We start from the raw sequence: 15,823 nt of genomic DNA, 5'->3' as shown, positions 1-15,823 counted from the left end.
AAGCTGCATCCCATCGCCCGAATCACCCGCAAACCGGATCACCACCCGGTCCAGCCGGCGGGTTCGCTTGCCATTGCTCGCTGCCAGGGTCATGACGGTCCTCCACCGGGTACGGCCGGACGTGCCGGCGTCGCGGCCGGCGCGGCGCGCCCGGAAGGGGGCGGCCTACGCGAGCCACCCCGGTCCGCGTGCTGGGCTGCCGGGCGGAGATCCGCCTGCGCGCGAACGGGCGCCGAGGACAGCGAAGCGCGTACGCGGCGATTGAGCAACCCCTAGCAGAGCATGTGGAATCCGCTCCGGAGGGCACCGGATCCGGGGTGGGCTAGGGGTTCAGCGGCGCGCGATCTCGTCGTTAGCGTGAGCGGCACCCCCTCACATCCGAGCCCGCGCTGCGGAGGTCCACCATGACGGTCACACTCACCGCGCCCCGCGCCGACGAGGCGGTCCGCACCGACGATCGGCACCCGGCCACCCGCCTGGGCCGGCTGCTGGACCCGGGCAGCCTGCTGCCGATGCACCCGGCCGACGACAGCGGCGTGACCGCGGTCCGGGGCCGGATCGGCGGCTTCCCGGTGGTCGCGTACTGCACCGACGCCGGCCGGATGGGCGGGGCGCTCGGCGCGGCCGGCGCGGACCACATCATCGAGGCGATCCGGCTGGCGCTGTGGAAGCACTGGCCGGTGATCGGGTTGTGGCACTCCGGGGGCGCCAAGCTGGCCGACGGCGTCGAGTCGATGGACGGCGTCGGGCGGATGTTCGCCATGATGACCAAGGCGTCCGGTCGGATCCCGCAGATCTCGGTCGTGCTCGGTCCGGCGGCGGGGGCCGCCGCGTACGGTCCGGCGCTCACCGACCTGGTGATCATGTCGGACGCGGCCCGGGTCTTCGTCACCGGCCCGAACGTCGTGCAGAGCGTGACCGGGGAGCAGGTCGACATGGAGTCGCTGGGCGGTCCGGCCGTGCACGCCCGGCGGTCCGGGGTGGCGCACGTGACGGCCGGGTCCGAGGCGGAGGCGTACCTGCGGGCCCGCCGGATCACCGAGCTGCTGGCCCGGCCCGGGCACATCGACGTGGGTGCGGCGGCCGGCGGTCCGGACCTGCGGGCCCTGCTGCCGGAGTCCAGCCGCCGGGCGTACGACGTGCGGCCGCTGGTGCGGCACCTGCTCGACCGGGACGACGACGGGCCCACCTTCGAGGAACTCCAGCCGGGCTGGGCCCGGAACATGGTGGTCGGGCTCGGTCGGCTCGCCGGGCGGACGGTCGGGGTGCTGGCCAACAACCCGCTGCGCAAGGGCGGCTGCCTCGATTCACAGAGCGCCGAGAAGGCGGCCCGGTTCGTGCGGATGTGCAACGCCCTCGGCGTACCCCTGCTGGTGGTGGTCGACGTCCCCGGCTATCTGCCCGGGGTCGGGCAGGAATGGGAGGGGGTGGTCCGGCGCGGCGCCAAGCTGCTGCACGCCTTCGCCGAGGCCGAGGTCGCGCGGATCACCCTGATCACCCGCAAGTCGTACGGTGGGGCGTACATCGCGATGAACTCGCGGTCGCTCGGCGCCAGCCGGGTCTTCGCCTGGCCGGAGGCGGAGGTGGCGGTGATGGGCGCGGAGGCCGCGGTGGGAGTGCTGCACCGGCGGGAGCTGGCGGCGGCGCCGCCGGAGGAGGTGGACGCGCTTCGCGCCCGCCTGGTGGCGGAGCACCGCCGGGAGTCCGGCGGGGTGCGTCGGGGTCTCGCGCTCGGCGTGATCGACGAGGTGATCGAGCCGGCGGACACCCGCCGGCGGCTGGCCGAGGCGTTCGCCGCCGCTCGGCACCGTCGCGGCAGGCACGGCAACATCCCACTCTGAGACCCCGGCCCGGGTACGCGCACCGCCGCCCCGCGTCGCCCGGCGACGCGGGGCGGTCCGGTCGTCAGCGGCGGACGGGAGTCAGCGCCCCGGTCACCACGGCGAGGACCTCCTCGGCCCGCTCGGTGAGATAGAAGTGGCCGCCCGGGAAGTAGCGGACGTCGGTGGGGCCCGTGGTGTACGCCCGCCACGCCTCCGCCTCGTCCCGGGTGACCAGCGGGTCGGCGGTGCCGACCAGGACCGTCAACGGGCAGCGCAGCCGGGTGCCGGGACGCTCCCGGTAGGTCTCGATGGCCCGGTAGTCGGAGCGGAGCGCCGGCAGGATCATCCGCAGCAACTCCTGGTCCGCCAGCAGCCGGTCATCGGTGGCGCTGTGCCGCCGCAGCTCGGCGACGATCGCGTCGTCGCCGCGCCGGTGCAGGTCCTCGACGCGTACCCGGCCCGGTGCCCGGCGCCCGGAGGCAAACAGGTGCAGCAGCGACAGGCCGCGCTCGCGCTCGAGCCGGTGGGCCACCTCGAAGGCGAGGGTTGCCCCCATGCTGTGCCCGAAGAAGGCGGTCGGACGGCCGTCGTCGAGCGGGAGCACCTCGGCGATCCGGTCGGCCAGTTCGTGGATGCAGTCCACCGCCGCCTCGCGGCGGCGTTCCTGGCGGCCCGGGTACTGCACGGCCAGCACCTCGAGGCGCGGCGCGAGCGCCCGGGAGACCGGGAAGTAGAAGCTGGCCGAGCCGCCGGCGTGCGGAAAGCAGACCAGCCGCACCGCGTCCGGCCCCGCGTCGTGGTATCGGCGGGTCCAGACGTCCTGGGAAAAAGCCGTCGTCACCTGCATTCACCGTCCTGGAAATGGGGCCGGCGCTGTCCCGGCCGGGCCGACAACGGCGGTCGGCGTGCCACGCTATACCGCCTCGGCGATTGTATTTGCCGCCGCACACTTGACCGGCCGCCCGCGCCCCTATTTCCGCAGGCCCCACCGCAGGATAGGGGTGCATTACGGGTGCCCAATCGCAGATCCGCCAGCGATGATGAAAGCAGTCAATTCGCAAACATAACCCGCAGGATGGGGGGCAGCGATGACCAGTTCGCCCGAAAACGTCGTCGAGAACACGATCGAGGCGGTGCTCGTCGGCGGACCGAGCGACCTGCCGGCAACCGCCCGGAGTCAGCGACTGCCCTCCGACGGACAGAAGGTGAAGATTCACCACCGAGGCGGCTACGAGCACTTCGAACGAGAGTCGGCCGGCGCGGTGGCGTCCCGGGATCCGGTGGTTTTCCGCTGGACCACGCGTACCCGGGTGGCGGAGTGAGGCCGTCCGTCCAAATGCGACAGAACGCGCGGGTCCCCATCGTTCTGACCTAAGCGCAAATCCCGGCGCAGCACCCGGAGGCCGCCAACGGTCCATTTCCCGCCTGTCGGGCTCGGTGCCGTTGGCCGGAAACCACCCAGTTTGGCAACTCAATGCAGGCGACTCGTCACGCAGCGCCAGGATTGCGGTACCATCTTGGCGCGGTACGGGTTCTTCTTCCCGTTTCGCAACGGTGGAGCACGGCTTCCCGGAACTGTCGCGAACCCGGCCTCGCATAACAGTGATCTGTGCGCGTTCTGGCAGCGGACGACAGGAGACTCCCCGTTGGGAGACCGATTATTGCGGGGGGCGACGGTGAAAGACGGCATTCGACGAGCCATTGACGCAATCCGGGATCGCTACGAGGAACCACTGAGCCTCGACGACCTGGCCCGGTCCGCGATGATAAGCAAGTTTCACTTTCTGCGGACGTTCCGCCGGGTCACCGGGGTCACGCCGGGCCGGTTCCTCTCCGCCGTACGCATCAACGAGGCGAAGCACCTGCTGTCCACCACCACGCTGAGCGTGGCGGAGATCAGCGTCCAGGTCGGCTACGGCAGCCTCGGCACCTTCACCCGCCGGTTCACCGAGTGCGTCGGCCTCTCCCCCACCGCCTACCGTCGAGTGGCCCAGGGTGAGCCGCTCCCCGAGGACGGCGAACCGCGGACGCCGCGGGACCGGCCGACCGGCAGTCTCTCCGGCACCATCCGGGCGGTGCCCCGGGCCGACTCCCCGGTCCTGGTGGGCGTCTTCGACAGCCCCGTCCCCCGGGGGCGGCCGGTCATCTCCGAGCTGGTCGACGAGCCCGGGCCGTGGCTGCTGGACCCGGTGCCGGTGGGACGGTGGTACGTGCTCGCCGCCGCGATCGGACCGGCCACGAGCGACCGGCACCCGCCGTCGCTGCTGGTGGGCATGTCGGACGAGCTGCGGGTCTGCGCCGGGCGGCAGCTGCGGGTCGAGCTGACCATGCGGTCTCCGGACTGGCGATACCCGCCGCTGCTGTCGGTGCTGCCCGGCATCGAGCGGCTCCGCGTGACGGTCTGACGACTGATCCGCCCGGGCGGGCCGGTGGTGCGGCCCGCCCGGAGCGGCGAGCAGGTCAGCGCCGGTCGCAGCGGGCGGCGCCCACCGGGAAGAGCTGGTCCGGAGTGGACTCCATCGCCATGGAGACGTCGTTGTAGAGCTTGTCCGGCGCCGGCGAGTAGAGGTCGTCCCGGCCGATGTGGCGGAACCCGTTGAACAGGTAGGTGCCGGTGAAGACAGCGTGCCCGGTGGTGACCTGAGGGGCGCTGCCGGTGCCCTGGCCGTCCGCGTCGTCGAAGTAGTAGGTGGTGAACTGCTGCGCCGCCGGGTCCCAGCCGTAGACCTGCCGGGCGACGACCCGCTGCGGGTTGGAGGTGCTCGGCAGCTGGAGCGAACGCAGCTCGTACCAGTGACCGCCGAGGATGGACCGCACCGAGAGGTAGGTGGTGTTGGTCATCGTCGGCTGGCCGTGCATCTGGGTGGTGACCAGACACTTCCAGTTGCCGAGCAGGAAGTCGAGCTGGCTCATCTGGGCGGGCGCGGCGGTGGCGGAGCGGTTGACCGCGGCCAGGTCGTCGCCGAGGGCCGGGAAGCTCTCCGGCGCGGCGTTGCCGGGCGCCGCCGAGCCGAGGGCCAGGGCGCCGAGCACCGCCGTCGCGCCCAGCGCCAGCCCGCGGCGCAGCCGCGACCGGGCACCGGCGGGTGCGGCCGCTTTCCGAGAATTCATTCTTCCTCCCGATTCGTGGGAACGGGCGCCGGCGCGGTTCGACCGTCACAATTCCGCTCTTCTCGGGAACGTACGGCCGGGCACGCCGGCGACGTCCGTTCGCCACGATCGGAGGTAAGCAACGGGAACTTTCGGCCGGCACGAAAATGTGTCGAACGGGAACGTAATGGGAGCCGATCCGACGAGTCAAGGCGATCGGCGGCAGAAGGCCGACACCCCGGGCCGGCCGGCGAGCGGGCTGCGGGTGTGACCGCGTGGAACGGCTGCGGAACAGGGGTGAGCAGGGGTTGCGCACCGCCGCCGCGGGGTCGAAGTAGGGGTGCTAGGGGCTATCCCGGCTGATTGCCGATACCTATCCTTGTCGACTGGACAGAGAATTGTCGGAGCCGGCATCCGTCATTTTCGAGACAGTCCGGTTGCGTCCCTGTCCCTCATAAATGTGGAAATGCGTATCCGGGATGGCGTGCCACCTGTCACCGGCCCGTCCACCAGAAGAGGAACGGAAGATGAGGGAAGGCACATGACCCGACCTGACGCCGCGCCTGGAGAGGAATCTGGTCGGCCGTACCCGGTGGCGGTGGTGGGGTTGGCGTGCCGGCTGCCGGGCGCGGCGGAGCCGGGGGCCTTCTGGCGGCTGCTGTGCGCCGGAGCCGGCGCGGTGGGCGAGGTGCCCGCGGACCGGTGGAGCACGGACGGGACGGTACGGCACGGGGCCTTCCTCGACGACGTCGGCGGCTTCGACGCCGACTTCTTCGGTGTGTCGCCGCGTGAGGCGGCGGCCATGGATCCGCAGCAGCGGCTGATGCTGGAGCTGGCCTGGGAGGCGGTCGAGGACGCCGGGACGACGCCCGCCGCGCTCGCCGGCTCCGCGACCGGTGTCTTCGTGGGCGCGATCTGGGACGACTACGCCCACCTCAGCTATCGGGGTGGCCCCGAGCTGGTCACCCCGCACACGGTGACCGGCGTGCACCGCAGCATCCTCGCCAACCGGATCTCCTACCTGTTCGACCTGCGCGGGCCGAGCCTGGCGGTGGACACCGGACAGTCGTCGTCGCTGGTCGCCGTCCACCTGGCGTGCGAGAGCCTGCGCTCCGGCGAGTCCACGGTGGCCCTGGCCGGCGGCGTGAATCTCAACCTGCTCCGGGAGAGCGCGGTCGGCGCCGAACGGTTCGGCGGCCTCTCCCCCGACGGCCGGTGTTTCACCTTCGACGCGCGGGCGAACGGCTACGTGCGGGGCGAGGGCGGGGCGCTGGTGCTGCTCAAGCCCCTGGCGGAGGCGGTCGCGGCCGGGGACCGCGTCTACTGCGTGATCGACGGCTCGGCGGTGGGCAACGACGGCGCGACCGAGGGGTTGACCGTGCCCGGCCGGGAGGGCCAGCAGCGGGTGCTGGCCGCGGCGTACCGCCGGGCCGGGGTGGACCCGGTCGAGGTGCAGTACGTGGAGCTGCACGGCACCGGCACCCGGGTCGGCGACCCGGTGGAGGCGGCGGCGCTCGGCGCCGTCGTCGGCCGGGGGCGCGCCGGTGCCGCCCCGGTGCGGGTGGGTTCGGCCAAGACCAACGTGGGGCACCTGGAGGCCGCCGCCGGCATCGTCGGCCTGGTCAAGCTGGCACTGTGCGTACGGCACCGCGAGCTGCCGCCGAGTCTGAACTTCGACACCGCCCACCCGGACATCCCCTTGGACGACCTCGGCCTGGCGGTGCAGCGGGAGCTCACCGGGTGGCCCCGACCGGACCGGCCGTTGCACGCCGGGGTGTCGTCGTTCGGCATGGGCGGCACGAGCTGCCACGTGGTGGTCCGCGACGCCCCGGTCGACACCGCCGAGGCGGCGACCGGAGACCGGTGGGTGTCGTGGGTGCTGTCGGCGAAGACCGGACCGGCGCTGCGCGCGTACGCCGGGCAGCTGGGGGCGTGGCTGGCCGGGCAGGAGGAGGTGACGCCGGCGGCGGTCGGAGTGGCGCTGGCCCGGCGGAGCCGCTTCCCGCACCGGGCGGTGGTGACCGCCGCCGGCCGGGACGAGTTCGCCGCCGCGCTCGAGGCGCTCGCCGACGGGCGCCCGCATCCGCTGGCTGTGACCGGGGTCGCCACCGACGGCCGGCGCACCGCGTTCTGTTTCACGGGTCAGGGCAGCCAGTACCCCGGCATGGGCGCGGACCTGTACGCCACCAACCCGGTCTACCGGGAGGCGTTCGACCAGGCCTGCGAGGCGCTCAACCCGCACCTGGAACACCGGCTCCAGGACGTCGTGTTCGCCGAACCCGACACCGACCTCGCCGGCCTACTCGACAGCACCGCCTACACCCAACCCGCCCTGTTCGCCCTCCACACCGCCCTCCACCACGTCGCCACCACCCAACTCGGACTACACGCCGACCACCTCACCGGACACTCCCTCGGCGAAATCAGCGCCGCCCACCTCGCCGGCGTGTTGAGCCTGGACGACGCCGCTCTCCTCGTAGCGACCCGCGCCCGACTCATGAACAGCATCACCACCCCCGGCGCGATGATCGCCCTACAAGCCACCCGCGACGAAGCCGAACAGCTGACCGCCGGCCACGACGGCGTCACCATCGCCGCCATCAACACCCCACACACAGCGGTCATCAGCGGCGACCGGGACGTGTGCGAACAACTCGCCAGCCAATGGCGCGACAACGGCCGCAAAGCCACCCAGTTGAAGGTCAGTCATGCCTTCCACTCACCCCACATGGCGGCCATCGCCGACGAATTCCGCACCGTCGCCGCCGGCCTCACCTACCACCCGCCCACACTGCCCGTGGTCAGCAACATCACCGGACAACTCGCCACCACCGACCAACTCACCGACCCCGACTACTGGGTCCAACACATCCTCGCCCCCGTCCACTACGCCCACGGCATCACCACCCTCCACCACCAACACGGCGTCCGAACCTTCGTCGAACTCGGACCGGACGCCACCCTCACCACCCTGCACGTCCAGACGCTGCCGGGGGCGGTCACCGCAGTGCACGTGCTGCATCGCGAACAGCCCGGCGACCGTACCGGCCTCGCCGCCGCGGCGGCGGTGCACACCGTCGACGCCGGTCACGTCTGGCCGGTCGGGGCCGCCCGGTTCGACCCGCCGCACCTGCCGGGCTACCCGTTCCAGCGCCGGCGCCACTGGTTGGACACCACGGCCCAGGCGCAGCGGGCGCGGGTACCGGTTCCCGGGCGAAGCGACGGGGCGGACTCTCCGGCGGGCGCGGACGCGGGCGCGCCAGCGGGCGCAGCCCGCCCGGTCGACGCGGCGGGACCCGTCGAAGCGGCCGGACCGGTCGACGCGGCGGGACCGGTCGACGCGGACGGCGCGGGGGCGTCGGTGGAGGTGTGGTCGCTGCGCGACCGCGTACGCGCCCTCGACGGGCCGGGTAGCCGCCGGCTGGTCCGTGAGGCGGTGCTCGACCAGCTCGCGTTCGTCCTGGGCCATTCGACGGCGGACGGCATCGACCCGGCCCGGACGTTCAAGGACCTCGGCTTCGACTCGCTGATGGCGGTCCGGTTCCGCAACGATCTCGCGGCGGCGACCGGCCTCGACCTGCCGGCCGGGGTCACCTTCGACCATCCGACGCCGGAGCGGCTGGTCGACTTCGTCCACCGGTTGGCGGTCGGTGGCCCGGCGCCGGCGGTGACGCTCGGGGCTGCTGCCCCGGCGGACGAGCCGGTGGTGATCGTGGGAATGGCGTGCCGGTTCCCGGGCGGGGTCGCGACGCCGGAGCAGTTGTGGGAGCTGCTGGTCGACGGCCGGGACGCGATCGGCCCGCTCCCCACCGACCGGGGCTGGGACGTGGAATCCCTCTACGACCCGGATCCCGACTCCCCCGGCACGACGTACGCCCGGTACGGCGGGTTCCTCAACGGGGTCGCGGGGTTCGACGCGGAATTCTTCGGGATCAGCCCGCGTGAGGCGACGGCGATGGATCCGCAGCAGCGGCTGCTGTTGGAGACCGCGTGGGAGGCGGTCGAGCGGGCCGGCATCGACCCGACCGGCCTACGGGGTGAGCGGGTCGGCGTGTTCGTCGGTGCCATGCCCCAGGACTACGGCCCGCGGATGCACGAGGCGTCAAGTGACGTCGGGGGGTACGTGCTGACGGGGAACACGACGAGCGTGGCGTCCGGGCGGATCGCGTACGTGCTCGGACTGGAAGGCCCCGCCGTCACCGTGGACACCGCCTGCTCCTCGTCGCTGGTGGCGATGCACCTGGCGGCGCAGGCGATCCGCACCGGGGAGTGCGACCTCGCCCTCGCCGGTGGCGTCACCGTGATGGCCACCCCCGGCATGCTCATCGAATTCAGCCGCCAACGCGGACTCGCCCCCGACGGCCGGTGCAAGCCGTTCGCCGCCGCGGCCGACGGCACCGGCTGGGGCGAGGGCGCCGGCCTGCTCCTGCTCGAACGGCTCTCCGTCGCCCGGGAACGCGGGCACCGGGTCCTCGCGGTGCTTCGGGGTTCGGCGGTGAACCAGGACGGCGCGAGCAACGGGCTGACCGCGCCGAACGGGCCGTCTCAGGAGCGGGTGATCCGGCAGGCCCTGGCCAGCGCCGGGTTGACCCCGGCCGACGTGGACGCGGTCGAGGCGCACGGCACCGGCACCACCCTCGGCGACCCGATCGAGGCCCAGGCGCTGCTCGCCACGTACGGGCAGCAGCGGCGGGACGACCAGCCGCTCTGGCTCGGGTCGATCAAGTCGAACATCGGCCACACCCAGGCCGCCGCCGGCGCCGCCGGCATCATCAAGATGGTCCTCGCGATGCGGCACGGCCTGCTGCCCCGCACCCTGCACATCGACGCCCCCACCCCCCACGTCGACTGGGACAGCGGCAACGTCCGCCTCCTCGACCAGCCCGTCGAATGGACGCCCAACGGGCACCCCCGCCGCGCCGGCGTCTCCTCCTTCGGCATCAGCGGCACCAACGCCCACGTGATCCTCGAAGAAGCACCCGCCGGGGAACCCACGCCGCTGGTTTCCTCGCCCGCCGCTCCGGCGCCGGAGGCCGAGGTCGTATCGGCGGTCGCCGTCGGCGGCGCGGAGCCGGGGGACCTGCCGGGTGGCGGGTGGGTGCCGTGGCTGCTGTCGGCGAAGACGGGGACCGCGCTTCGGGAGTACGCCCGCCGGCTGCGGGACTGGGCCTCCGGTGTGGAAGACGTCGACCTCGCCGCAGTGGCACACGCCCTGGCCAGCCGCACGGCATTCCCGCACCGCGCCGTGATCCTCGGCCGCACCCTCGACGAGCTGTCCGAGGCGCTGACCGCCCTGGCCGACGGGGGCGAACACCCGAACCTGACCATCGGTGAGGCGAGTGACGGCGGGAAGATCGCATTCATCTACCCGGGCCAGGGCAGCCAATGGCCCGCCATGGCCCACCAGCTCTACCGCACCTCCACCGTCTTCCGCGACAGCATCGACGCGACCGAGGAAGCCCTACACCCACACATCGACTGGTCACTGCGCGACGTCATCCTCGAGAAGCCGGGGGCGGCCAGCCTCGACCGGGTCGACGTCGTCCAACCCACACTCTTCGCCGTCACCACCGCCCTCACCGCCCTCTGGCGGCACCACGGCATCACCCCCCACGCCGTCATCGGCCACAGCCAGGGCGAAATCACCGCCGCACACGCCGCCGGCACGCTGACCCTCAATGACGCCGCCCAACTGATCGCCAACCGAGGACGAGTCCTCACCACCATCGAAGGCACCGGCGGCATGCTCGCCGTCACCGGCCCCACCCCCGACGAACTGAACCACCTACTGCACCAACTCGTGCCCGCACACGCCGCCGACCTGCACCTCGCCGCCCACAACGCCCCCACAGCCTGCGTCCTCTCCGGCACCCCAGCTGCCATCCAAGCCGCCCACACCGCCCTCACCGACCACGGCCACCAAGCCCGGATCATCCCGGTCAGCTACGCCAGCCACTGCCCCCACGTCGACCCACTCCACACCGAACTGACCGCGGTGGCCGTCCAGGCCGAGGCCACCGACACCACCTTCTACAGCAGCACCCGCCAGACCGTGCTCCCCGGCACCGAATTGACCACCGACTACTGGTGGGACAACCTCCGCCACCCCGTCCACTTCCACCCCACCGCCCAACAACTGATCACCGACGGACACCACACCCTCATCGAAATCAGCCCCCACCCACTGCTCACCCCCACCATCGACGACGACATCACCGCCATCCACACCCTGCGCCGCGACACCGACCCCTGGCACACCCTCCTCACCAACACCGCACTCCTGCACACCCACACCACCCACCCCATCACCTGGACCCGGCTACTCCCCCACACCCGGACACACGCCACCCCACCCACCTACCCCTTCCACCACCAGAGCTACTGGCTCGCCGCCGCCCCCACCACCGACACCCACCACCTCGGACTACGACCCAGCACGCACCCGATCCTGCCGGCGGCCCTGGAGTTGGCCGGTACGCCGGACGTGGTGCTGACCGGGCGGCTGGGAGTGGGCGAGCAGCCCTGGCTGGCCGGGCACCGGGTGCTGGGCGCGACGCTGCTGCCGCCGACCGCGACCCTGGACCTGGCCCTGCACACGGCGGACCAGGTGGGTTGCGACCAGGTCGACGAACTGACCGTGCGGGAACCGGTGGCGCTGCCGCCGCAGGGGCACGTACAGGTCCAGGTGACGGTGGCCGCCGACGACGAGTCCGGGCGACGGCCGATCACGATCCACATGGGTACGGCGGCCGACGGCACCGGCCCGGAGGTGGTCTGGCGCCGGCACGCCACCGGGCTGATCTCCTCGTCGGGCGCCCCGGCGCCCCGGCCGGACACCGCCTGGCCGCCGCCCGGTTGGGCGCCGGTCGACCTGGCAGCGCTGCGGGAGCGGGTGACGGCCGCGGGTGGCGAGCCGGCCGCCGATTGGTTGTCCGCCGCCTGGCAGCGCGACACGGAGTTCGCCGCGGAGGTACGCGTCGACAGCCGGGACGGTCACGTCCTGCACCCGGCGCTGCTGGACGCCGCGCTGCGGCTCGTCGCTCCCGGGGAGTCCGGCGGGGACGGCACGGTGGCGTTGCCGGTGTCCTGGTCCGACGTACGGCTGCACGCGGCACCCGCGACGGAGCTGCGGGTCCGGCTGCGCCGGGAGGGCGCGGACGCGTACGTGCTGGCGGCCGTGGACCCGTCCGGCTCCCCGGTGCTGTCGGTGGCGAGGGTGGAGTTCCGCCCGGTACGGGTGGACGACCTGCTCGGCCGCGGCACCGTCCGTGGGCAGTTGTGGCGGTTGGACTGGGCGCCGGTGGCGCTGCCGGCAACGCCGGCCGACACCGACGGATGGGTCAGCATCGGTCAGCCCGTGCCCGGCTGGGACCTGCCCTGCCACCCCGACCTCGACACCCTGCACCACGCCGTCACCGACAACCACATCCCCACACCACCACGGATCGTCCTGCCACTACCGGCACATCACCCCAACGACGACCCCCACGACGTGCCAGCCACCGTGCACGACCGTACCGAACAACTCCTGCACACCCTGCAAACCTTCCTCACCGACCCGACCTGGGGCACCACCCACCTGACCATCCTCACCACCGGCGCCATATCCACCAGCGACCACGACCAGCTCACCAACCTGCCCGCCGCCACCTGCTGGGGCCTGACCCGCACCGCACAAACCGAACACCCCGACCGCATCACCCTCATCGACACCGACGACAGCCCGGACAGCCTCCGCATCCTTCCGGCCGCCATCGCCGCCGGGCAGCCGCAACTGGCCCTCCGGACCGGCACTCTCCGCACGGCCCACCTGATCCCGGACACCCCGTCGTCACCGGGAACCCACCCTGGGCCGGCCCAGAAGCCCACCTCCCGGCCCTTCGATCCCACCGGGACCACCCTCATCACCGGCGGCAGCGGCACGCTCGCCCGGCACACCACCCAGCACCTGATCACCCAGCACGGCGTGCGTCACCTGCACCTCGTCAGCCGCCAAGGACCCCACCACCCCGACACCGCGAGCCTCGTCCACCACCTCACCGGCCTCGGCGCCACCGTCACCATCACCACCTGCGACACCACCAACCGGCCCCAACTCGCCGCCGTCATCGACCACATCGACAACACCCCCCACCCCCTCACCGCCGTCATCCACACCGCCGGCACCCTCCACGACGCCACCCTCACCAACCTCACCCCCCACCAACTCCACACCACCCTCAACCCCAAAGTCGACGCCACCTGGCACCTACACACCCTCACCCGCAACCACCACCTCACCCACTTCCTCCTCTACTCCTCCATCGCCGCCACCCTCGGCACCCCCGGCCAAGCCAACTACGCCGCCGCCAACACCTTCCAAAACGCCCTCGCCCACCACCGACACACCCACCACCAACCCGCCACCAGCCTCAACTGGGGCTACTGGACCGACACCAGCACCATGACCGGCCACCTCGATCAGGGTGACCTCCGGCGCCTCGAGAGCACCGGCATCACGCCGCTGTCGACCCCCCACGCCCTCACCCTGCTGAACGCGGCGCTCACCACCCGCCACCCCGACCCCGTCACCGCCCACCTCAACCCGGCCAACCTCCCCGCGCACCTCACCCGTTCCGCCGCCGTCGTCGCGCCCGGCGCACCGGGCCGGTGGTCGGACCTGCTGCACGACCGGGACGCCACCGAGCGGCGGCGCCTGCTGACGGAACTGATCCGCGGGCAGCTGGCGAAGGCGCTCGGGCACGCCGACGCATCGGGGATCGGGGAGAACCGGGGCTTCCTGGAGCTGGGGTTGAACTCCCTGACCGCGCTGGAGTTCCGCAACCAGCTCAGCCGGCTCACCGGCCTGTCGCTGCCCGCCACCGTCGTCTTCGACCATCCGACCCCGGTCGCGCTGGCCGGATACCTGGCGGAGCAGCTCACGCCGCGGCAGCCCGACCCGGCCGAACTGGCGCTGGCCGAGCTGGACCGGCTGGAGGCCGCGGTACGGGCGTTGAACGGCGACGCCTCGGACGGGCGGGACACCCTGGTCAGCCGCCTGCAAGGGCTGCTGCACCAACTCACCGGCGGGGAACCGGCGCCGGCGGCGTTCGCCGCCGACATCCTCACGGCCACGCCGGAGGAGCTGTTCCACCTGCTCGACCAGGACCTGGACGTTGAACTCACGCAGCTCGATCTCACCGGTGAGGTGGCCACGGATGGCGAATGAGGAGAAGCTGGTCGCGTACCTCAAGCGGGCCACGGCGGACCTGTACCAGACCCGCCAGCGCCTGCAGGAGGTGGAGGAACGCGCCCGCGAGCCGATCGCGATCATCGGGATGGCGTGCCGGTACCCGGGCGGGGTGACCTCCCCGGAGGAGCTGTGGCAACTGCTCGCCGCCGGCACCGACGCGATCGGCGACTTCCCCACCGACCGGGGCTGGGACCTGGCCACCCTGTACGACCCCGACCCGGACACCCCGGGCACCACGTACGTGCGGGAAGGCGGCTTCCTCCACGACGCGGGCGACTTCGATCCCGGGTTCTTCGGGATCAGCCCCCGGGAGGCCCTGGCCACCGATCCGCAGCAGCGGCTGCTGCTGGAGGTGGCCTGGGAGACCATCGAGCGGGCCGGCCTCGACCCGACGAGCCTGCGCGGCAGCTCCACCGGCGTGTTCGCCGGGGTGGTCGCCCAGGACTACGGGCCCCGACTGCACGAGCGGGACCAGGCGCCGGAGGGGATCGAGGGCTATCTGCTCACCGGCAACACGTCCAGCGTGGTGTCCGGGCGGGTGGCGTACGTGCTGGGCCTGGAGGGGCCGGCGGTCACGGTGGACACGGCGTGCTCGTCGTCACTGGTGGCGCTGCACCTGGCCTGCCAGGCGATCCGCAACGGCGAGTGCGACCTGGCGCTGGCGGGCGGGGTGGCCGTGATGACCACGCCGGACAACTTCGTGGAGTTCGCCCGGCAGCGGGGGTTGGCCGGCGACGGGCGGTGCAAGCCGTTCGCGGCGGCGGCCGACGGCACCGGCTGGGGTGAGGGTGTCGGCCTGCTGCTGGTGGAGCGGCTGTCCCGGGCGCGTCGGCTCGGGCATCCGATCCTGGCGGTGGTCCGCGGATCCGCGGTCAACCAGGACGGTACGAGCAGTCAGCTCTCCGCCCCGAACGGTCCCGCGCAGGAGCGGGTGATCCGGCAGGCCCTGGCCAACGCCCGGTTGACCCCCGCCGACGTGGACGCGGTCGAGGCGCACGGCACCGGCACCACCCTCGGCGACCCCATCGAGGCGCAGGCCCTGCTCGCCACCTACGGGCAGCAGCGGCGGGACGACCAGCCACTCTGGCTCGGATCGATCAAGTCGAACATCGGCCACACCCAGGCCGCCGCCGGCGTGGCCGGCGTGATCAAGATGGTCCTCGCGCTGCGGCACGGCCTGCTGCCCCGCTCGTTGCACATCGACGCGCCCACCCCGCATGTGGACTGGGACAGCGGCCGGGTGCGGTTGCTCGACCGGGCGTTGGGCTGGGCGTCGGACGGGCAGCCGCGCCGGGCGGGCGTGTCCTCGTTCGGCATCAGTGGCACGAACGCCCACGTGATCGTCGAGGAGGCGCCCGCGACGGAGGTCGCGGACACCTCGGGGGTCGACACCTGGGACGGGTGGGCGGCGTGGCTGGTGTCGGCCCGGACGGAGCAGGGCCTCCGGGACCAGGCCGGCCGCCTGGTGGAGTGGTTGGCCGGGCATCCGGACGTCGCACCGGCCGCGGTCGCGGACGCCCTGGCCCGGCGTACCCGGTTCGCGCACCGGGCGGTGGTCACCGCCGCCGACCGCGCGGACTTCGTCGCCGCGCTGACCGCCCTCGCGGCGGGCGAGCCGCACCCGCAGCTGGGCACGACGGTGGTGGACCGGGATGGGGCGGTGGCGTTCTGTTTCACG

General features: G+C 72.7%; 7 protein-coding genes. 5 read left to right on the top strand and 2 right to left on the bottom strand.

Features of this window, described 5'->3' with window-relative positions; genetic code table 11:
• The first annotated feature begins 404 nt into the window (after positions 1 to 404).
• Positions 405 to 1,841, top strand: a complete 1,437-nt coding sequence (locus EFE23_RS24455; RefSeq protein ID WP_123243271.1) for an acyl-CoA carboxylase subunit beta — start codon at positions 405 to 407, stop codon at positions 1,839 to 1,841.
• A gap of 64 nt (positions 1,842 to 1,905) precedes the next feature.
• On the opposite strand, the gene EFE23_RS24450 is transcribed toward EFE23_RS24455, so the two are convergent.
• On the bottom strand, positions 1,906 to 2,670 hold the full coding sequence (locus tag EFE23_RS24450) for a thioesterase II family protein (RefSeq protein WP_123243270.1): 765 nt from the start codon (positions 2,668 to 2,670) through the stop codon (positions 1,906 to 1,908).
• A gap of 241 nt (positions 2,671 to 2,911) precedes the next feature.
• Between EFE23_RS24450 and EFE23_RS24445 the strand changes: the two genes are divergently transcribed.
• Both EFE23_RS24445 and EFE23_RS24440 read left to right on the top strand, forming a co-directional pair.
• Positions 2,912 to 3,145, top strand: coding sequence for a DUF5988 family protein (locus EFE23_RS24445; RefSeq protein WP_123243269.1), 234 nt, complete (start codon positions 2,912 to 2,914; stop codon positions 3,143 to 3,145).
• A 441-nt stretch (positions 3,146 to 3,586) separates the two neighbouring features.
• Positions 3,587 to 4,228: a helix-turn-helix domain-containing protein gene (locus tag EFE23_RS24440; RefSeq protein WP_158675914.1), complete on the top strand. Its 642-nt coding sequence runs from the start codon at positions 3,587 to 3,589 to the stop codon at positions 4,226 to 4,228.
• A gap of 55 nt (positions 4,229 to 4,283) precedes the next feature.
• Here EFE23_RS24440 and EFE23_RS24435 read toward each other — a convergent pair whose 3' ends face one another.
• Positions 4,284 to 4,934 (bottom strand): DUF1579 family protein, encoded by a 651-nt coding sequence (locus tag EFE23_RS24435; RefSeq protein WP_123243267.1) that lies wholly within the window; start codon positions 4,932 to 4,934, stop codon positions 4,284 to 4,286.
• Between the two features lie 520 nt (positions 4,935 to 5,454).
• Between EFE23_RS24435 and EFE23_RS24430 the strand changes: the two genes are divergently transcribed.
• Positions 5,455 to 14,121 carry a type I polyketide synthase gene (locus EFE23_RS24430; RefSeq protein WP_158675913.1) on the top strand — a complete coding sequence of 2,889 codons (8,667 nt, stop codon included), beginning with the start codon at positions 5,455 to 5,457 and terminating at the stop codon, positions 14,119 to 14,121.
• Positions 14,111 to 15,823, top strand: a 1,713-nt coding sequence (locus tag EFE23_RS24425) for a type I polyketide synthase (RefSeq protein ID WP_199737211.1), incomplete at its 3' end; no start/stop codon positions are given. The genes EFE23_RS24430 and EFE23_RS24425, both read left to right, overlap by 11 nt.

Origin of the sequence: Micromonospora solifontis, assembly GCF_003725545.1 — a bacterium.
GTDB classification, from domain to species: Bacteria; Actinomycetota; Actinomycetes; order Mycobacteriales; family Micromonosporaceae; genus Micromonospora; species Micromonospora solifontis.
This window is presented reverse-complemented; position numbering and strand designations above follow the sequence as displayed.